General features: G+C 60.4%; 17 protein-coding genes. 9 read left to right on the top strand and 8 right to left on the bottom strand.

Annotated elements, in window-relative coordinates; genetic code table 11:
* The first annotated feature begins 41 nt into the window (after window positions 1-41).
* The 8 genes from U9R81_RS00155 (at window position 42) to U9R81_RS00120 (ending at window position 6,614) form a co-directional block, all read left to right on the top strand.
* Complete coding sequence (locus U9R81_RS00155) at window positions 42-626, top strand: LysM peptidoglycan-binding domain-containing protein (RefSeq protein ID WP_322493527.1); 585 nt, start codon at window positions 42-44, stop codon at window positions 624-626.
* Window positions 623-1,291, top strand: a complete 669-nt coding sequence (locus tag U9R81_RS00150; protein WP_322493526.1) for a phospholipase — start codon at window positions 623-625, stop codon at window positions 1,289-1,291. The genes U9R81_RS00155 and U9R81_RS00150 overlap by 4 nt, the downstream gene beginning before the upstream one ends.
* 295 nt (window positions 1,292-1,586) lie before the next feature.
* A complete protein-coding gene (locus U9R81_RS00145) occupies window positions 1,587-2,336 on the top strand; it encodes an LIM domain-containing protein (RefSeq protein WP_322493525.1) in 750 nt (249 codons plus the stop codon).
* 43 nt (window positions 2,337-2,379) lie between these two features.
* Window positions 2,380-3,486, top strand: coding sequence for a tRNA-queuosine alpha-mannosyltransferase domain-containing protein (locus U9R81_RS00140; RefSeq protein WP_322493524.1), 1,107 nt, complete (start codon window positions 2,380-2,382; stop codon window positions 3,484-3,486).
* Window positions 3,487-3,910: 424 nt separating this feature from the next.
* Window positions 3,911-4,414, top strand: coding sequence for a pyridoxamine 5'-phosphate oxidase family protein (locus tag U9R81_RS00135; protein ID WP_322493523.1), 504 nt, complete (start codon window positions 3,911-3,913; stop codon window positions 4,412-4,414).
* A 169-nt stretch (window positions 4,415-4,583) separates the two neighbouring features.
* On the top strand, window positions 4,584-5,276 hold the full coding sequence (locus tag U9R81_RS00130; RefSeq protein ID WP_322493522.1) for a histidine phosphatase family protein: 693 nt from the start codon (window positions 4,584-4,586) through the stop codon (window positions 5,274-5,276).
* Between the two features lie 4 nt (window positions 5,277-5,280).
* Window positions 5,281-5,808: a DUF3090 domain-containing protein gene (locus U9R81_RS00125; RefSeq protein ID WP_322493521.1), complete on the top strand. Its 528-nt coding sequence runs from the start codon at window positions 5,281-5,283 to the stop codon at window positions 5,806-5,808.
* Between the two features lie 56 nt (window positions 5,809-5,864).
* Complete coding sequence (locus U9R81_RS00120; RefSeq protein WP_322493520.1) at window positions 5,865-6,614, top strand: SCO1664 family protein; 750 nt, start codon at window positions 5,865-5,867, stop codon at window positions 6,612-6,614.
* Window positions 6,615-6,888: 274 nt separating this feature from the next.
* Here U9R81_RS00120 and U9R81_RS00115 read toward each other — a convergent pair whose 3' ends face one another.
* From U9R81_RS00115 to U9R81_RS00090, 6 genes are all read right to left on the bottom strand, one after another.
* A complete protein-coding gene (locus U9R81_RS00115; protein WP_322493519.1) occupies window positions 6,889-9,324 on the bottom strand; it encodes a glycoside hydrolase family 3 C-terminal domain-containing protein in 2,436 nt (811 codons plus the stop codon).
* Between the two features lie 94 nt (window positions 9,325-9,418).
* Window positions 9,419-10,273, bottom strand: a complete 855-nt coding sequence (locus tag U9R81_RS00110) for a family 16 glycosylhydrolase (RefSeq protein WP_416180920.1) — start codon at window positions 10,271-10,273, stop codon at window positions 9,419-9,421.
* 42 nt (window positions 10,274-10,315) lie between these two features.
* Window positions 10,316-11,380, bottom strand: coding sequence for a carbohydrate ABC transporter permease (locus U9R81_RS00105; protein WP_322493517.1), 1,065 nt, complete (start codon window positions 11,378-11,380; stop codon window positions 10,316-10,318).
* A complete protein-coding gene (locus U9R81_RS00100; protein ID WP_322493516.1) occupies window positions 11,380-12,369 on the bottom strand; it encodes a sugar ABC transporter permease in 990 nt (329 codons plus the stop codon). The genes U9R81_RS00105 and U9R81_RS00100 overlap by 1 nt, the downstream gene beginning before the upstream one ends.
* A gap of 185 nt (window positions 12,370-12,554) precedes the next feature.
* Window positions 12,555-14,045 carry an ABC transporter substrate-binding protein gene (locus U9R81_RS00095; RefSeq protein ID WP_322493515.1) on the bottom strand — a complete coding sequence of 497 codons (1,491 nt, stop codon included), beginning with the start codon at window positions 14,043-14,045 and terminating at the stop codon, window positions 12,555-12,557.
* Window positions 14,046-14,196: 151 nt separating this feature from the next.
* A complete protein-coding gene (locus U9R81_RS00090; RefSeq protein ID WP_322493514.1) occupies window positions 14,197-15,216 on the bottom strand; it encodes a LacI family DNA-binding transcriptional regulator in 1,020 nt (339 codons plus the stop codon).
* Between the two features lie 222 nt (window positions 15,217-15,438).
* On the opposite strand from U9R81_RS00090, the gene U9R81_RS00085 reads away from it, so the two are divergent.
* Entirely contained in the window at window positions 15,439-15,732 is a 294-nt protein-coding gene (locus tag U9R81_RS00085) for a nucleotidyltransferase family protein (RefSeq protein ID WP_322493513.1), read from the top strand.
* Between the two features lie 352 nt (window positions 15,733-16,084).
* On the opposite strand, the gene U9R81_RS00080 is transcribed toward U9R81_RS00085, so the two are convergent.
* Window positions 16,085-17,701, bottom strand: a complete 1,617-nt coding sequence (locus tag U9R81_RS00080; protein WP_322493512.1) for a choice-of-anchor Q domain-containing protein — start codon at window positions 17,699-17,701, stop codon at window positions 16,085-16,087.
* A gap of 81 nt (window positions 17,702-17,782) precedes the next feature.
* Entirely contained in the window at window positions 17,783-18,808 is a 1,026-nt protein-coding gene (locus U9R81_RS00075; protein ID WP_322493511.1) for a hypothetical protein, read from the bottom strand.
* Window positions 18,809-19,095: the final 287 nt, after the last annotated feature.

Raw genomic sequence — 19,095 nt, 5'->3', positions numbered from 1 at the left:
TTGAGAGCCGCACGGCCGTGCGGCTCTCTACGGGGACGTACATGGTGGTATCGGAAACAATGCTGTGGTTGTTATTGGCGCTGGCTTTCGTTCTGCCACCCATCGGCGCTATCATCCTGCGGCTGCTGCAAAACCGCATTGGCGGCGCCGGGGTGGCGGCAGGGGCAGGATTGTTGCTGCTCATCGCGGCGGTAGCGCTGCTGACCATTGCCCGTTCGGCGTTGCCGCCGTTGCGGATCGGCGATCTGACCTTGTTGCCGGCGTGGTCGCCGCCGGTCGCTAAGGCGGTTGACACCGGCGTAGCACCTGACTTGCCGACCGTCACCCCGCCGCCAGCGTTGCCAACCTTGCCCCCGCGGCCAACGCTGACCCCAACCTTGACGGCGACACCAGAGCCAACAGCAACGCCGGAGCCAACCCCGACACTGGAACCAACCCCGGAACCGACCCCAACGCCGGAACCGCCTGCCGCCGGGCCGCGCCGCTATACGGTGCAGGCCGGCGACACGCTCCGCGCAATTGCCGAACGGTTTGGGGTTACAATTGAAGCGATCTTGCAGGCGAATAATCTGACCCCGGCGCAAGGCGATAACCTGCGCGTCGGGCAAGAATTGGTGATTCCATGACCACAATTCGCACCGTTGAACGGCGCCCGCTGGTCGAGGCCGGGCCGGCGCCCTTGTTGCTGATGTTACACGGGTTTGGCAGCCACGAACGCGATCTGTTTGAGCTGGCCGATCTGATCGATGACCGGATGCACATTGTCAGCGCACGCGCGCCCATTGCCTTGCCGTGGGGCGGGTTTGCGTGGTACGAACTGAGCGGCGCTCCCGGTCGCCTGATTCCCGATCCGGTGGGGCGGGCGCGAGCGGTAGATCTGTTGATCAAATTTGTCAGCGAACTGCCGGCCCGGATCGGTGCCGATCCACGGCGCACCTATCTGTTTGGCTTCAGCCAAGGCGCGATCCTCAGTCTGGCGTTGGCATGGCGCATTCCCGAAAAGCTGGCCGGCGTGATTGCAGCCAACGGCTACCTCGATCCGGCCTTGGCAACTGATCCGCCAGCGGCAGGGTTGGGCCGGTTGCCGATCTTGCAACTACACGGCAGCTACGATGATGTCATCCCGGTCGAACAGGCCCGCGCCACTCGTGATCTATTGGCCCAACATGCGCCACACCACCGCTACCACGAAGACCCGGTCGGGCACAGCCTCCACCCGAACGGGTTGAACCTGATGCAGCGCTGGCTGACCGAGCAGATCGACGGCCCGCCGCCGCACGGTGAGGGGTAACAGGCATACGCTCCGCGCGCCTCCTTTCATTGCGAGCCGCCCAAGGCGGCGAAGCAATCCCCCACGAGCACGGACGATGACCGTCAGGCATGCCTTCCGCACGCCTCCTGTCATTGCGAGCCGCCCAAGGCGGCGAAGCAATCCCCTGCGAGCATGAACCTGCAGACATCTCGTTCGCTGAAGCGGGAGATTGCTTCGGTCGGGCGGCCCCGCGCTCCGCGGGGGCCGTCCCTCCCTCGCCATGACAAGCGAGAGCGTGTAGTTCCGCGCCGCAGCGCCTCGCCGTATGGTATACATGAGCAATGCCAGCACCCTGCTCGGCAAGACCTTTGCGTACCATCTGAGGTATCCCATGGCGGTTGATCTCACACGCTGCGCCAGTTGCGGGCAGCCGTTAACCAATGGCTACTACGTCTTAATTGACCGGCCTGACCGGTTTTGCCCGCAGTGCATCGCGACCCGGCCACGGTGCGACACTTGCGGCGCGCCGCTTGGTAATCGCTTTTGGAATTTGCATGATGGGCGGCGACAGTGCGATACTTGCCACGCGATTGCGATCTACGATCCGGCGCAGGCGCAACAGCTCTTTCAGCAGACGGCCAGTATGCTGGCCGAGGACATGGGGTTACGGTTGAATGTCGGTGTGGCCTTCCGGCTCGTTGATGCACCCACGATGGCTCAGCTCCGTGACCCGCAATTGCCCGGCCTGAACACGCTTGGCCTCTACCAGCGCCGGAACCATATTCGCGTGATCTATCTGCTCTATGGCTTGCCGTTGCTGGTGTTCCGCATCACGGCAGCTCACGAATACGCTCACGCTTGGCAAACCGAGCAATGCCCGTTACTGCGCGACGAGTTTTTGCGCGAGGGGCATGCGGAATGGGTGGCTTACCGGCACCTGTTGCAACTTGGCAGCCAAAAGGCGGCGGCACGCATGCTTGATGAAAACCATCCGTATTACCACCCGCTGCGCCACATGCTAGCGTTAGAAGCACAGTTGGGCGTGACGGGGGTGAATGCTTATTTGAAGCGGCTCGAGCAGTGATGGCATACAATATGCCATCATCCGCTCGCAAGCAGGTTATTCTATGCATATCTGGTGGCTCGATCCCTTTCACGGCGGTTCGCATGCGGCGGTTGCCAGCGGCTATGCCGCTCATAGCGCGCACCGAGTGACGCTGATCACGCTGAGCCAAGCCGGTGGCTGGCGCTGGCGCATGCGCGGCGGGGCGGTAACGTTGGCCCGGCAGGCGGCTGAGCGGTATGATGTACCCGACCTGATTGTCACTACCGATATGCTCGATGTGGCTGCCTTTCGGGCCTTGACCCAGCGCCAATTGGGCCACGTGCCGGTAGCCGTCTACTTTCACGAAAATCAATTGACCTACCCGCTGCCGCCGGGCCGCAAGCGCGACTACACGTTTGCGTGGATCAACTTTACCAGCGCGCTGGTCGCCGATGCAGTGATCTTCAATTCTGAGTTTCACCGTCGCGACTTTTTGACAGCGCTGCCGGCGATGTTGCGGCGCTATCACGATTATCACGAATTGCAGACGGTTGAACAGATTGCGGCCAAAGCGCAGGTCTTGCCACCCGGCCTCGATCTGCCGCCACTGCCGCCGCTGCCACCGCGTGATCCCGCGGCGTCGCCAGTGATTCTGTGGAATGCGCGGTGGGAATACGACAAACAGCCGCAGGTGGTGATGGCGGCGTTGGAATATCTGGCGGCGCAGGGCATTGTCTTTCGCTTGATTGTGACCGGCGAGCACATTGATCCGACCATGCCTGATCTGGTGGCAGCGCGCGAACGGTGGCAGGCGCAGACGATCCATTGGGGCTATGCCGCCACCCGCGCGGCTTATCTCCAATTGTTGCAACAGGCTGACATTGTGGTCTCGGCGGCGATCCAAGAGTATTTCGGGATTGCGATTGTCGAGGCGATGGCTTGCGGCTGCATCCCGCTCTTGCCGGCGCGGCTCAACTATCCCGATTTGATTCCGCCGGCATGGCAGGGCGACTGCTTGTACGCTACCGATGACGACTTGCCGGCTGCACTTGCCCGACTCATCGCGAACCTCCCAAAGATGCGCCAACGCGATTGGCCGGCGCTAGCCGCGCCGTACCGGTGGGAAACGCTGGCGCCACGCTATGATGCGGTGTTGGGCGAGATCAGTTATGGAAAGGGGTTGCGTTGACTTGGGTTGATGGGAGATTGTGGCAAGAGCGTAGTGACAGTGAGCGAACTCTGTGCGGCAGTATAACTGCCGCACGCCAGAGTGTCAAATGCGCTCATTTGGCCATCAAGGCGTTTATGTTCGGCTGTGTGCAGCGGCTCCCCTCTCCCGCCGTCAGGTGGGAGAGGGGGCCGGGGGTAAGGGTCATCAGCCCGCGCAGCGGGCTTCGTACCCCTAGCCCGGCCCTGAAGGGCCGGGCTCTCTACACAATGGTCAGCGGCTGCGCTAAAGAGATATCCTACTTACACATAACAAACGTGCGGCAGTATGACTGCCGCACTCCAGAGGGTCAATGCGCTACAATCAATAGCACAACTTGCCTCCTCACCCCAGCGGGAGCGTTGGGAAGAAGCCAGATGTGTACCAACCAGAAAGAGGTAACTTCATGCGACACGAAGATCAGGTAGCGCTGCGCAAGCTGATCGACGAGAACCATACCGCCGCACTCGGCACGGTCACTTCCGATGGTGCGCCGTTTGTTTCGTATGTGTTGTACGTCGTCGAACGGCGCGATGGGCATCCGCCAACCCTCTTGCTGCTGCTCAGCCGATTGGCGGCGCACACCGGCCATCTACTGGCCGAACCGCGCGTCTCGTTGCTGATCACCGCTGCGCCGGGCAGCGTCACCGATCCGCAGGCGCTGGCGCGAGTAACGCTGCAAGGCGCGGCCCAGCCAATCGGGCGCGATGCGCCTGATTATCCAGCGGCGCAGGCGTGCTATCTGGGCCAACTGCCCGGCCAGCAACATCTCTTTGCCTTGCCCGATTTCACCCTGTTTCGAATTGAGCTGCGCGAAGCGCGGTATGTCGGCGGTTTTGGCCGCGCCTTTACGCTCGACGCGGCTAAGCTGGCGGCAGCGTTGGCGGTGAGTGTCGCGAACCCGGCGTAACGGGCGATCATCAGGGCGTATCCGTGGTATCATGGATGGAGCAGGCAGAGATTAACATCGGGCCGTCCCACCATATTGCAATGGTATCAGCGACGATGCAAACCGCTGGGGGCAAGCTGATCATGGCCACGGTGCTGTTCGATATTATTGAAAGACTATAGGTGCAGTTGTGCCAGACCAAGAACGCCGTCCGACTACGTTGCTCTTGATCCGCCATGGGATGAACGATTGGGTGCATGGCCGGCTAGCCGGCTGGCTGCCGGGAGTGCATCTGAGCGAAGAGGGACGGCGGCAAGCGGCGGCGCTAAGCGAACGGCTGGGTGATCTGCCGATTACGGCGCTCTATACCAGCCCGCTCGATCGCTGTATCGAAACGGCGCGGGCGATTGCCGAACCGCGCGGGTTGCCCTTGCGGATCGTCGAGCAGATCGGCGAGGTGCGGTACGGCGAGTGGGAAGGGGCCGAACTGAAAGAGCTGTACAAGCACGATCTCTGGCCGGGAGTGCAACACTACCCGAGCGGCACCCGCTTCCCCAAAGGCGAGACGCTTGGTGAAGCGCAGATGCGCATGGTTAGCGCACTCGACCAACTGCGCGCCCGCCATCAAGGCGAACTGATCGCAGTGGTCTCGCACGCCGACCTAATCCGGCTGGCGTTAGCGTATTATATTGGCGTGCATATCGATCTGTTTCAGCGGCTGGTCATCAATCCATGCTCGTTGAGCGCCGTCGCCTTCGAGCCAATGGGGCCTCGCCTGCTGGCCTACAATGAGACCGGATCGCTTGAACATCTTCGCCCCAAACCACCCGCTCCGCCGGCTGAACCGGCGGCAACGTCCCCGTCATCAACGGAGGCAGCGTAGGACTATGTCAGAGTTTACGTTTGATCTCGAATCGGTACATCGTATCACTGCCGGCGCGGTCGGGCCGCGTGGCCGGCGCGTGTTCTACTTGCAGGCCCGGCGCGGCAACCGGCTGGTGACGCTACTGGCCGAGAAGGAGCAGATCCGCGAGTTGGCCAACGCGATCAACCGCTTGCTCGAAACGATCGGCGAACGGAATCCCCGCTTAGCGACCTCTGACGATCTGATCGTGGCCGATATGAGCCTCGAAGAGCCGCTGGAGCCGGAATTCCGCATTTATCAATTGGGCTTGGGTTACGATAGCGAGCGCGATCGGGTGGTGTTGCTGGCGCAAGGCATGCCCGAAGGCAACGATGAAGAGCCGCTCTCGGCCCGGTTTTACGCCACCCGCGAGCAAATGAAGGCGTTGAGCATTCACGCCGAGCGGGTCGTCGCCGCCGGACGCCCGATCTGCGGCAATTGCGGTCGCCCGATCGATCCGAGCGGCCATTTCTGCCCGCACCGCAACGGCCATGGGCCGGTGTGTAGCTGAGCCGCCGTTGCGTCTTGGCGTTGAGCGACCAATCCATCAGACGACAAGGGGACGGTATGGAGCTTGATCGCAGCCACTCGCGTGAATTGAGCGTTGCCCGCGTGTTGACGGCGTTGGCGCAGGGTGAGATGAACATCGAAGCGGCGATGCCGTACAGCAGCAACTACACGCTACTGACCAGCATAGAGTACGAAGATCTGCACTTGCTGGCGGTGTACAAACCGCAACGCGGCGAGCGCCCGCTCTGGGATTTCCCGCGCGGCACGCTCTACCGGCGCGAGGCGGCGGCGTATGTGGTCAGTGAGGCGCTCGGCTTTCATCTCGTGCCGCCGACCGTCGTGCGCGATGGCCCGTATGGGGTGGGCATGGTGCAGCTCTTCATCGACAACGACGAAGAGGTGCATTTGTTTACGATGTTGAAGCAGGGCGGCTACGAGCAGGAGATCAAACAGCTCTGCGCGTTTGATTGTCTGGTCAACAATGCCGATCGCAAGAGCGGCCATTGCCTGCAAGGGCAGGATGGGCGCTTGTGGGCAATTGACCATGGCATCTGCTTTCATGTCGAACCCAAGCTGCGCACCGTGTTGTGGGATTTTGTCGGCGAGCCGTTACCGGATGAGGTGATGGCGGCGTTTCGGGTGTTTCGCCAGCAGCTCGATCAGAACGATCAGGTGGCGCAGACGCTATCGATGCTGCTCGATCGGGCTGAGGTCAAAGCGTTGCGCCGCCGCCTGAATCACCTGCTTGACACCGGCCGCTACCCCCCGCCCGGTCCCGGCCCGCATGTGCCGTGGCCGCCAGTATGATGGATGTGGAGCCCACCCCCAACCCCTCCCCCGCTGAGGGCGGGCAGTGGACCGCAGAGAGCGCGGAGAACGCCATCCTAATAATCTTGGCGCCCTTCGCGTTCTCTGCGCCCTTGCCTCCTTTGCGCCTTGACAGTTGCCCTACCCCAATCCCTCCCCCGCTGGGGGCGGGCAGTAGACCGCAGAGAGCGCGGAGGATGCTCCATCCCAATACTCTTTGCGCCTTTGCGTTAAAACCTTTGCGCTCTCTGCGGAGCCGGACAGCCATCCGGCGCTACACCAGCTCGAACGGCGCGCTCAGCCGGATGTCTGCCGCCGAACGGCCCACTAACGCCACGAATTCACCCGGTTCGGACACCCACCCCGGCACTGCCGGATCGTAGTAGCTCAGCGCCTCGCGATCGATGGTGAACGTGACCGTTGTTGTTTCGCCGGGTTGTAGCGCGATCTTGGCGAAGCCTTTCAGCTCTTTGTCGGGCCGGGTGAGGCGGGCCGCGCTATCGCGCACATAGAGCTGCACCACCTCGGCGCCGGGGCGCGGGCCGGTGTTGGTGATATCAACGCTCACGGTGAGCGTCTCGTCGGGCCGCATCGTGTTCGCCGAAAGGCGCAGATTGCGGTACGCAAACTCAGTGTAGCTCAACCCAAACCCAAACGGAAAGAGCGGTTCGACGCCTTTGCGGTCGTAGTAGCGGTAGCCGACGAATAAGCCCTCGCCGTACAGCACGTGGCCGTTTTCGCCGGGGTAATTGATGTAGGCCGGATTGTCGGCCAGCCGCTTGGGGAAGGTGGTGGGCAGGCGGCCACCCGGATCGGCCACGCCAAACAGCACATCGGCAATCGCATTGCCCGCCTCTTGGCCGCCGTACCACGCCAGCACCACCGCCGCCACCTCATCAAGCCACGGCATCTGCAACGGCGATCCAACATTCAGCACCACAATCGTGCGCGGATTCACCGCCGCCACCCGCCGGATCAGTTCATTCTGGCGGCCCGGCAGATCCATATCGATCCGATCGAAGCCTTCGCTCTCCCACTCTTTGGTCAAACCGGCAAAGACAATTGCTACATGTGAGCGGGCTGCCAGCGCCACCGCTTCCTCAATCGGATCATCCTCCCGTTCCGGCCAGAGGCCAACCTGCACTGCCCGCCAATTGCCGGGTACTGGCCAGCGAAATTCGACTGCCAAGCGGTAACGCTTGCCGGCCACGAGGGTGATGGTCTGGCGTCGCTCGCTGCCATCCATCAGCTCTTTGTGCCACTGGTCGAGCACCAATTCGTCGTCGAGCCAGATCCGCGCTTGACCGGCGCACGACAGTCCCAGTTGATAGCGCCCGCTCTGCGGCGGCAGTAGATCGCAACTGAGCCGGGCCGCGAAGGTGGCAAGGTTCAGATATTCGATCTGGTCGCCAAACCAGCTCGCTTCGAGAGTTGCGAGGTGATCGGTGCGTACCGGCGCGCCGCTGAGGTCGAGGTTGGTGAAGTAGTCGATCCGTACCCCCGACTGGTTGCTGCCGGGCGCCCGAATCCACTCTGGATCGAGGTTGGGCAAGCGGCGGAAGATCGGCGTCCCGATCGCATAGTCCACAATGCACTGCGCGCCGGCGCGCGCGCGGATGCCCTGCAACGGCGTGACCACATAGTGCGGCGCGACTTCCGAGCTGCCGCCACCCATGATCGCGGCCCAATGCGCGTTAGCCCCGATCACGGCAATCGGTTGGGGTTGTTTGGGATCGAGCGGCAACACCGGCCCGTCATTCTTCAGCAGCACAATCGACTCGGCGCCAGCCCGCCGGATGAGCGCGCGGTGGGCGGGCCGGTCGTTGGCCTGTTCCGCCGCTGGCGTGGGATTGGCAAAGCCGCCAACCCGCTCGATGGTACGCAACAGCCGGCGCACCTTATCGTCGAGGTCAGCTTCGCTCAGCTCTCCCCGCTCGATCGCCGCCAACACATGCTCACGGTTCAGCCAGCGCGCCGGCCCCGGCATCTCCAGATCGAGACCGTTGCTGGTGGCGCGCTCGCTGTAGGTGCCGTACCAGTCTGACATCACCAACCCATCGAACTGCCATTCGCCCTTGAGAATCTCCACCAGCAACCGGCGGTTTTCGCTGGCCCAGACGCCGTTGATCCGGTTATAGGCCGACATGATCGTCCACGGCTTGGCCTGCTTGATCGCTAGCTCGAACGGGCGCAGGTAGATCTCGCGCAACGGGCGTTCGCCCACGTCAGCACTGATGCTAAAGCGTTCAAATTCCGAATCGTTGCAGACGAAATGCTTGATGCACGCCCCCACGCCGCGGCTCTGCAAGCCGGTGATGTAGGCCGAAGCCATCACGCCGGTAAGGTACGGGTCTTCGGAAAAGCACTCGAAATTGCGCCCGGCCAGCGGCGAGCGATGGATATTGACCGTCGGCGCGAGCAGAATATGCGCGCCTTTATCCTTCGTCTCTTCGGCCAGCGCCTCACCGATCTGGCGCACTAGTTCCGGGTTCCACGTCGCTCCCATCGCCACCCCGATCGGGAAACAAGCCGAGGTATGGGCGCCATTGCGGCTCACGCCGCGCGCACCATTGGGGCCATCGGTGACTTTCATCGCCGGAATGCCGAGGCGCGGGATGGCAACGGTGTGCCACGCATCAGCCCCAGCCACCAGCGCAATCTTCTCGTCGAGCGTGAGTTGCGCAAGGAGAGTTTCGATGTAATTGGTCATGATGTTCCTCTAAGTGTGTGTTGGAATAGCCGCAAAGAGACGCAAAAAGGCGGTACGGGATGGCTGAGATTGGTTGTTGCAGGTGCAAAGCCGTTCACTCGTTCTTCTGATACACCCGCACATAATCAACCAACATCTGCTGCGGGAAGACGGTCGTTTCATCGGGATACCCCGGCCAGTTGCCACCTACCGCCAGATTGAGAATGATGAAGAACGGGTGATCAAACACCCACTCACCCGGCGTTTGGCCGCGGTGCAGGGTGTGGTAGAGCTGGTCGTCAACGTACCACCGGATCTCGTCCGGCTCCCATTCGACTGCGTAGAGATGAAAGTCATCGGCAAGCGACACCGGACTGGTGAACGATTTGGTGATTGCATTGCCAGCGGAATAGCCGGGGCCATGCACTGAGCCATACACGGTGGTCGGGTCGCCAATGTTCTCCATGATGTCAATCTCGCCGCAGTTCGGCCAGCGCGCGGTAGCGACATTCTCACCCAGCATCCAGAAGGCGGGCCAGATGCCTTTGCCGCCGGGGGGCAACTTGATACGCGCCTCGACCCGGCCATACGTCCATGCGTGCAAGTAATGGGTCTTGATCCGGGCCGAGGTGTATTCCCACGCCAGATACTCTTCGTTGCGGGCCTCGATCACCAAAACGCCGTTTTCGATCCGGGCATTTTCGGGCCGATCAGTATAAAATTGCCACTCGTTGTTACCCCAGCCGCCGGCCCCCTTGTCAAACAGCCAATTGCGCGGATTGAGCGCCTCGCCGTCGAACTCATCGCTCCAGACCAGCGTCCATGGTGAGACGGTTGGCGTCGGTTCCGGCGGGGCTGGCGCGGTTGCGCAGCCGGCCAGCAGCAGGCCAACGGTTATGAGACAGATTGTCAGTGAGCGGAGGTAGGTCACGGTACACCTGTGTGCGTTTTGGGGGACGATGGCTGGCATTAGGCGACGCTGCCGCCGCTCAACGCGATCACGTCCCCACTCCTACTTCTCGATATTGGTAATCACCACACCCTCAAGGAAGATCCGCTGGGCGAAGAAGAAGACCACAATCGGGATAATCGCCGAAATCAGCGATGCGGCCTGAATCAGGTTGGTTGACTGCGAATAGAGATTGTTGAACGCGGTCAGACCGACGGTAATCGGGAACTTATCGGGATGGCCGGCGAGATAGATCAACGGGCCGAAGAAGTCGTTCCATGCCCAGAAGAAGTGGAAGAGGGCGACGGCGGTCAGGGCCGGGCGCGACATCGGCAGAATGATCGAGAAGAAGATGCGCAGCGGGCTCGCGCCGTCGATTTGAGCCGCCTCTTCCAGATCACGCGGGATGCCGAGGAAGAACTGGCGCAACAAGAAGACGTTGGTGCCCCACGAGAAGAAGGCCGGTACGATCAATGGCAGCCACGTGCCGACCCAACCGATCTGCAAGAAGACGAAGTAGGTCGGAATGAGCGTCACCGCGCCGGGCAAGATCACGGTCGAGAGCATAATCATAAAGAGAATGTTCTTGCCGGGAATGCGGAAGCGGGCGAAGCCGTAGGCCACCAGCGCCGCCGACAAGACCGCGCCGAAGGTGGTGATGCCGGCGTACATCAACGTGTTGCGCAACAGGTTCGGGAAGTTGATCGTATTCCATGCGCGGGTAAAGTTGCTCCATTGAATATCGAGCTGCCAGACCCGTTCGAGTTGCCGCCACTGGCCTTGCCACTCAAACGGCCCCGCCGCCGGATTTTCCGGGTCGATAAACAAGCTGCGCTGGCGTCCGGGCCGGTAGAGCGCCAATTCACGGATCTCGCCATCAACCGGCACCAAATAGACATCGTAGGCTTTGCCCTCGTATTCAAAGGTGCGTTCCCGCGCCGGCCACCACGGTGCGCCGGTCTTGGCGATTTGGCTATCGGTTTTGACCGCGGTGGTCATACCGTAGACCATCGGGATCAAGAACAGGGCCAGCACAGCGAGAGCAAGGCTGGTCAGACCGATGCGCGCAATCGCCTCGCGGGTTGATTTGGGCAGTACGTTGCCGCTCGCGCGTCGTGAGAGTATCATCACCGTTCCTCCCCTGCGTAAAAGACCCAGAGCCGCGAGGTGCCAAAGAGCACAACCGTGATAATCATGGCGATAATCAGCATCAGCCATGCCAGCGTCGCGCCGTAACCCATGCTAAAGAAGCTGAACGACTGCTTGTAGAAGTAGACCATGAAGAAGCGAGTCATGCCTTCGGGGAAGCCGGTGCCGCCATTGAGCACAAATGGAGCAAGGAAGTATTGCAACGAACCGATCACCCCTAGCACCAGTTGGTAGAAGATCACCGGCGTGATCAGCGGAATGGTGATGAAGATCAGGCGCTGAAACCAGTTAGCGCCGTCGATCTGGGCCGCTTCGTAGAGCTCGGTCGGCACGCCCTGCAAGCCGGCCAGAAAGATGATCATCGCGTTACCGACCCCCCACAGGCCAAACATGGTGTAGGCGTAATAGACCAGATTGGGGTCGGCCAGCCAGCGCAAGCCCTGCGTGCCGGTGGCGCGAATCCCGGTCAGCCGCTCGATGATCACGTTGATCCAGCCGGTCTGCTCATTGAGTACGCCGTTCCAGATCAACACCGTCGCCACCAGCGGGATCATAGTCGGCATATAGAACAGCGTGCGGTAGATACTCTTCCCCAACACGTGTTCAGAATTAAGCAAAATCGCCAAAAAGAGCGCAAAGAGGAGTGACAACGGCAACGAAATGGCGGTGAAGTGGAAGGTGCGTTGCAACGACAGCCAGACCTCTTGATCTTGGAACAGCGCCCGCTGCCAGTTGGCGAAGCCGACAAAGCGCGCTTGATCAGGCACCGCTGGGTTAAAGTCGTAGAGCGAGAAGCCGAACGATGCCAGCATCGGCAACAAGTAAAAGAGCAGAAAGCCAATGATCCATGGGCTGATAAAAAATAAACCCCAGCGGATCTCCTTCTTTTCCAGCTTGCTCAGCTTCCGCAGCTGCTTGGCAGCGGTCCGGCTGCGCAATACGCTACTCAGTTCTGGCAAGGGAGCCATTGTCACGCCTCCTTGTCGGTGGGTTGGCGCAGGTGAGGGGAAACTGGTCTTCAGCCTCACGTGCGTATCGCGTCGTTGCGTTGATCAGTCTGTCAACCAGCTCTTCCGTTTGTCCGGCTCCGCTCCCAACTCCCACTGAGTGCGGAGCCGAACCATTCGCGGCAGAGTCGCCGCTTACCGCAGAATTACCGCTTCGCTGCGTCAAAGATCTTCTGCAGGTCAGCCTTCAACTTAGCGACTTCCGCCTCAAAATCGGCATCCGGCGTATTGGCGAGATAGTTCCAGAACTCGTTGTAGCGGTCGGTCGTCTCTTGGAAGCTGGGCATCCAACTCTCGTGGTTGGGGTTGTCGGCATACGCCATCGCTTCCACCACCACATCCCAGTTAATGTCAGTCTTGTTGGGGAAGCTGGTCTGATTATACTGGGCGAAGTAGTTGTCTTGTAACGAGAGACGGGCCGGCATGCCGCCGTAAATGGTCAGCAATTCATTGACGTGCTCGGCGCTCAGCATATAGCTCAACACCTCGAAGGCGGCATCGGGGTAAGGGCAACCTTTGAGGATGCCGAAGGTGTCGGCATGCATCTTGGCGGTAATCGTGCCATTGTAACTCGGCGTGGCGGCCAGATTCCAATCGAAATCCACATTACCCAAGGCCCACGGCGCCACGTACCACATGTGGATGTGGATCATCGCCAGATTGCCCGACGAGAAGGGGCCGCCGGGGCCTTGCAGGAAGTCGGCGCCGCCGTAGGGGCCGTTCGGAATGAACCAATCTTTCCACCAACCATCATACGTCCACTTCCACGCCGCCTTCCAGTTGTCGGGAATTTGGGCGTTACCGTTCTCATCAACTAGCGAGCCGGGGCCAAAGAAGGTGCCAATGCCACGTGGGTCAGTCCACTGGTTCATCCAGCCAAACTGCACAATCTTGGTGGGATCGAAATCGGGCGAGGTGGCATCGTTGCCGTTGACATCAACGGTCAGCTTCTTAGCCAGCTCGGTCAGCGTCTCAATGTTCCACTCGCGCTCAACGCCATTCTCGTCAACCCATGGCGCACCGTGAGTAGCGGGCGGGTAAGGCAGGCCAGCCTCATCGAACAGGTCTTTGTTGTAGATGATGAATGAGGGGAAGATCGCGAACGGAATGCCGAGCTGGCCTTCTTCCTTCACCTGATAGAACTTGACCAGATTCGGATCGAAATCGCTCAGATCGTAGTTGTATTTCTCGATGAACGGTTGCAGGTCGAGCCACGCGCCTTTGAAGCTGTCGCGTCCGCGAATACCGACCGGGCCAACAAGGCAGGGAGCGTTGCCGGCAGCAATCTGGGTCGCCAGCGTATCGTAAGCGACGTTGTTGTCAACGATCTCAAGCCCTAGTTCGATCTTGTCTTGGCTGGCGTTAAACCGCTCGACAAAGGCATTCTGGCCGGGAATAGCGCCTTCATCGGTACCGGCGCCCAACCCGACGAACCAGCGCACTTTGACGCGATTAGAGGTTTGGGCAGCAGTGGGAGCAGGAGCTGAAGTGGGAGCAACAGCAGCGGTTGGTTCACTCGCCGCGGGTGCGCTAGTGGATTGGGCCGGCGGCGTCGCGCCGCCGCTGCCACAGGCAGCGTTGACCAGCGCGGCCACGATCAACATAAGGCTAACGAGCAGCGGTTTCAGCGATTTCATTGAATCTCCTCCTCTGGAATGAGTCGCCATTGCTATTCACGTGCCGAAGATGGTTTGAACTGGCGGGCGAGTTGGGCATCTGCAATGACTAGATATCTTCTCCTCCCGCATCCCCAGTGCTAGACTCACGTCTGGTCGCTTGCACCCCCTTTCACTGCTGGCGAACGCAACTGTCGCGGATCACCAATTCGGTTGGCAACATCACCCGCTGGGTCACGGGTGTGAGAGAATCGGTCGTGAGCCGGTCGAGCAGCAATTGGGCCGCTGTCTGGCCCAATTCACCGATCGGTTGACGTACGGTGGTGAGCGCTGGCGTCATCGCTGCCGCCAGCGGAATATCGTCAAACCCGGCCAAGCCAATATCGCCGGGAACGCTGAGGCCAGCGGCGCGCAACGCCTTCAACGCGCCGAGCGCCATCATGTCGCTGGCGGCAAAGACCGCGTCGGGGATCGGCACCAGCCGCAAGAGCGTTTGCATCGCGATAAACCCGCTCTGCTCGCTAAAATCGCCTTCAATCACGAGTTCCGGCAACACCGGCAACCCGGCAGCATGCAGCGCATCGCTATAACCGGCAAACCGGTCACGGCCAGCCACAATATTCATCGGGCCGGTAATCGTCGCAATCCGGCGATACCCTTGCCAGAGCAGATGCTCGACCAACGTGCGCGCGCCGTGGCGATTATTGACATCGACATAGGGAATCGTCTGCTGCGACGTAATCCGTCCCACCGACACCACCGGGATCGTCTCTTGCGCCAGCCACTGCAAGAGGAATTGGTCTTCGACCGCCGAAGCGACAATCGCCCCTTCCAGAAACCCGCGCCGGCCAAGGTGTCGATACGGGTCGCCGTCAGTTGTGGTGGCCAGATCGAGCATAATCGAAAATTGCCGTTCATTGCAGACGTGGGCAATCCCCTCGATCAGCAGCGGAAAGTAAGGATCGGCAAAGAGGGTATGGATCGGCTGCGGAATAATGATCCCGATCACCTGCGAGCGGCGGCTGGCCAACGAGCGCGCCGGTAAATTAGGCTGATAATTCGTCTCGCGGATCGCCTGCCACACCCGCTCGCGCACCACCGAATTGACGTGCGGGTGATTATTGATCACCCGCGAGGCGGTTGCTCGCGAAACCCCGGCTCGCCGGGCGATGTCGTCAAGGGTGATATTCATCGCTTGCCACCATTGACTGGGAACGCTTCCAACTACCCGTATAGTACCGAAACAGCGCTGCGCTGGCTTTTCAAAAAGCGCGAATCAGTTGCACAAAACCGTGAAAGCGCTTTCAGGGGGAAGCTGCGCTCTTTACGCAGAGAGACGATGGTGGGATTGCTTGACACGCGGATGGGGCCATCCTATAGTAGTTCGAGTAGCAGATAAAACCAGCCAATCCCAATGCTCAACGCCGAAACGATCCTCGCCACGTTAAAAGAGCTGCAACCAATCATTGCCACACGCTATAAAGCCGCGGCAATCGGTCTCTTCGGGTCGTTTGCGCGCGGCGAACAGACTGCCACGCGTGATATTGACCTGTTAGCGGATTTTGCTGAGAGCGCAGATGTATTCGACGTCATCGGATTGGCGCTCTACCTCGAAGAAATCTTCCAGCGACCGGTGGATGTGGCGCCGAAACGCGCTCTGCGCGCCGAGTTACAGGACGCAGTACTAGGGGAAGTAGTGATAGCATGAGAAACTATAACAGGGCAAGGGGTGGGGGCCACTGCCAAGCGCAGAGGTTTTAACGCAAAGCCGCAGAGAACGCAGCGGTCGCGAAGGGTTGGTGATGGGTGCCTTCACCCTACGCCCGCGGCGCCCCTCCCCCAGTGGGGGAGGGGCAAGGGGGGGGGGCGCCTGAACACGCGAGCGAGGGATACCCCCACCCCAATCTTCCCATGTTGGGGGAAGGTGTCAGCAGCTCCCCCCGCTCCCGCCGTCAGGTGGGAGCGGGGGCCGGGGGTGAGGGCCATCAGCCCGCGCAGCGGGCTTCGTAATCCTAGCCCGGCCTTGAAGGGCCGGGTTCCCTGCTCCCCCAACAGCACACCTACCGCTGCACCAACGGCACATGAATAAAGGCACGCTCGACCGCTCCCATATCGCACGCGCCACCCTGTGGCCGGCTGACGCCACGTTGATCAATCGAGTTGCCAATCCCGCACAGACCGCTATTGATCGCCGGTGAACCGTGTTGTAACGCATGAGTCGGCGTGAAGCCGCCATTATTCGTTAAGGCGCCTAGCAACGGATTAAGCTGAAGATTGTTGCTGCCATCCGTACCGCATGACCCATTCCACGATCCGCTGGTGAAGCAACCCTGCACGTTGCTGTAGGCGATCGTCGGGGTACTGGAGAAATTATGGATGCCACCGCCGGAATTGGCGCTGTTACCCCAAATAATTGCATTCCTGACCAACGGATTGCTGAAACTATCGTTGTACATACCGCCGCCATTCATGCCGGCGCTGTTCCCCGTCACCGTTATGTTAGTCAAGGTCGGGCTACTGTTGCTGTAGAGATAGATCCCGCCGCCAAAACTGCTGGCGCTATTCTGGCTAAACGTAACATTCACCCAAGTCCCTGCTGCGCTCTGCATAAACACGCCGCCGCCGTAATCGGCCCTATTCGCGTGGATGGTAACGCCGGTCATCATAAGGGTCTGGTTGCGGCTAAAGACGCCTCCGCCCCAATTATTAGCGGCATTGAGCGACAGCACGACATCTTCCAAAATGATAGTGCTGTCAACGTTGGCCATGCCGCCGCCATTCCGATTCGCATTGTTGCTAAGGAAGGTGGCGTATCTGAGGTACGCGGCGCTGAGGCTGTTGTACATGCCACCGCCGTCGCTGTTGGCATCGACCGTGGCGTCATTGCCGCTGAAGGTAACGTTGCCCAGCGTCGTTGTGCTGTTCAGATTGGCCATACCGCCGCCCCGTTGCGCCCGGTTGCCCTGAAAGGTCACGTTAAACAGGGTGGCGTAACCGGCGATATTCACCATGCCGCCTCCGGTCTGGGCGTTATTTTGCCGGAAGGTGACATTGGTGACGATGGGAAAACCGTTCTCATTCGCTAAACCGCCGCCTTGGCTGGCGGTGTTGCCGCCAATGATTAGATTGTTCAATTGGGGACGGCTATTGGACAGCCAGATGCCGCCGCCTTTGCCGGTGGCAGTGTTGCCGCCGGTAATGGTGAACCCATCGAGAATAGACGCATCATTGACATCGACCGCTCTCACGACGTGGTAGCTATTCGTGCCGTTAATTTCTATGACGATACTGTTGCTGTTGTAGGTGTCATTGTCCTCAATGTCACCAGTGAGCACCGTGCGGTTCGCAGCCGGATTGCGTTCATCCAGATTCAATTCGGTACCGGCAAATCCGCCATAGATTGCCACGTTGTTTTTGAGGATAAAACTATCGTTCGGATCGGAGCCGGGTTGGTAGAACCCCGCCGCCACCCAAATCTGGCCGCACGCCAGATTCGCTAGCGCCGATTGGAGATCGTTGTACGCATCGCTCCATGCCGTACCATTATTGCTTCCCAGCGCATTCCATTTGACGTAGCAACGGCCACTTTCCGCCTGTATCGGCGCCGTGCCCGCGCCACTCATCAGCGCCATCCCAAGTACGATCAACAACCCTAACCGCAAATAACGGATCTTCATAAATCACGGCTCTCCTTCATCGTTCCTATGATGGAGCGCAGCGGCATTGCGCCACGCTCCTTACCAAGAACAGGCATTATCTTATTCCGAGAAGGTGCAACTCCAGCGACCCTTCAGCCGGCCAGCCTCAAACGTGCCCGACTTCCCATCTGCCGCAACAACCACCGTCCCTTCGCCAGCAAACATTTGCGGTTCATCGGAACGGCCAAGTCCGACCTCAAAACTGGCCGGCGACGGTTGATTGGGCTTCACGCCGCCGGAAGCCGAGAGGGTAAAGACGCCGACCGGCGTGGGCGGGTCTTCACCGGGTCGCGCGATGAATGAGACGATAAACGGATCGGCTGCCGGATCGAATGAGCACATCGCAAAGCCGGCAATCGAGACGATGTTAAGACTTTCGAGCGTGGTCACGCCAGCCATATTCGCTGGCTCTTCGATCACCACCTCCATCCCGATCAGCGCACCAGATTGAGGGGCGGGCTGATTAGCCACATCACCCGCTGGCGGCGGCGTAAACGGCACAAGCCGATCGGCGAGTAACTGGCCGATCGCAATCACCTCTTCACGGCTGAGCTTATAGCCGTAAAGAGTGACGTTCCAGCCATTCACCACGGCATACAGCGAGAATTCACCATCGCTCTCCACAATCGCCGCGCGCTCGCCAATGTCTATTTGCTCGACGGTTTTGCCTGAGTCTTGGTTGAATTGGATTACCTTGGCAAAGGCTTCGGCGCCGGGATTTCGCAGATCAATACCGAGATTGGCGTTGCTCTGATCTTGGTCGTTAAACACGTAAGCGCAGGTAGCAAAGAAGCGATCGTTCCCCGGAAACGCATCCAACAACGGCACGCCGGTAATAGCCGCCAGCTCATCAGGGGTGAAAACGGCGCACGGCTCTGCCGCGCGCGGGTCGAACTGGCCGGCTGCCGCGGGTGCGGTGGTAGGCGCCGGCGCTGGGGTCGAGGCTGGAGCCGACGCAGTGGTGGGAGCAGACACTTGGGTAGGGGCGGAAGCCGGAGCGGTAGTGGGCGCATTGGTGGTAGGCGTCCCGCCACCGCAGGCGGAAAGCAGCAACAAGACAACGAGCACAAGGAGCGTTGGCCGCATACGAGCACCTCTGAGAACGTGACTGCTGATACAAAAAGCGCCCAGCCTGCAAGCATGGCCGGGGCATTCGTAGTGTAGCAGGCCAGCGTCCTCAAAACGTCCTTAAGTGAGGACAGGCCTCACTCCCTCCCCCGGTCTCACCTGCCGGCAGGAGAGAGGGAGCTGCGCTCTCCCCTCCTCCGGTGGGGAAGGCTGGGGTGGGGTCAACCAAAAAACCTTTGCGCTCTCTGCGTCCTTTGCGTTAAGAACCTCTACGCCTTGGCTCGCTTTGCGCCTTGCAGTTGCCC

It is taken from the genome of Chloroflexus sp., from assembly GCF_034435895.1.
In the GTDB taxonomy this organism is placed as follows: Bacteria; Chloroflexota; Chloroflexia; order Chloroflexales; family Chloroflexaceae; genus Chloroflexus.
The sequence above is the reverse complement of the archived record's forward strand: the minus strand, read 5'-3'. Positions and strand labels throughout refer to the sequence as shown.

Coding starts and splice junctions, on each gene's coding strand:
- U9R81_RS00155 (WP_322493527.1), top strand. CDS start 42: ATGGTGGTATCGGAAACAATGCTGTGGTTGTTATTGGCGCTGGCTTTC.
- U9R81_RS00150 (WP_322493526.1), top strand. CDS start 623: ATGACCACAATTCGCACCGTTGAACGGCGCCCGCTGGTCGAGGCCGGG.
- U9R81_RS00145 (WP_322493525.1), top strand. CDS start 1,587: ATGAGCAATGCCAGCACCCTGCTCGGCAAGACCTTTGCGTACCATCTG.
- U9R81_RS00140 (WP_322493524.1), top strand. CDS start 2,380: ATGCATATCTGGTGGCTCGATCCCTTTCACGGCGGTTCGCATGCGGCG.
- U9R81_RS00135 (WP_322493523.1), top strand. CDS start 3,911: ATGCGACACGAAGATCAGGTAGCGCTGCGCAAGCTGATCGACGAGAAC.
- U9R81_RS00125 (WP_322493521.1), top strand. CDS start 5,281: ATGTCAGAGTTTACGTTTGATCTCGAATCGGTACATCGTATCACTGCC.
- U9R81_RS00120 (WP_322493520.1), top strand. CDS start 5,865: ATGGAGCTTGATCGCAGCCACTCGCGTGAATTGAGCGTTGCCCGCGTG.
- U9R81_RS00115 (WP_322493519.1), bottom strand. CDS start 9,324: ATGACCAATTACATCGAAACTCTCCTTGCGCAACTCACGCTCGACGAG.
- U9R81_RS00110 (WP_416180920.1), bottom strand. CDS start 10,273: ATGCCAGCCATCGTCCCCCAAAACGCACACAGGTGTACCGTGACCTAC.
- U9R81_RS00105 (WP_322493517.1), bottom strand. CDS start 11,380: ATGATACTCTCACGACGCGCGAGCGGCAACGTACTGCCCAAATCAACC.
- U9R81_RS00100 (WP_322493516.1), bottom strand. CDS start 12,369: ATGGCTCCCTTGCCAGAACTGAGTAGCGTATTGCGCAGCCGGACCGCT.
- U9R81_RS00095 (WP_322493515.1), bottom strand. CDS start 14,045: ATGAAATCGCTGAAACCGCTGCTCGTTAGCCTTATGTTGATCGTGGCC.
- U9R81_RS00090 (WP_322493514.1), bottom strand. CDS start 15,216: ATGAATATCACCCTTGACGACATCGCCCGGCGAGCCGGGGTTTCGCGA.
- U9R81_RS00085 (WP_322493513.1), top strand. CDS start 15,439: ATGCTCAACGCCGAAACGATCCTCGCCACGTTAAAAGAGCTGCAACCA.
- U9R81_RS00080 (WP_322493512.1), bottom strand. CDS start 17,701: ATGAAGATCCGTTATTTGCGGTTAGGGTTGTTGATCGTACTTGGGATG.
- U9R81_RS00075 (WP_322493511.1), bottom strand. CDS start 18,808: ATGCGGCCAACGCTCCTTGTGCTCGTTGTCTTGTTGCTGCTTTCCGCC.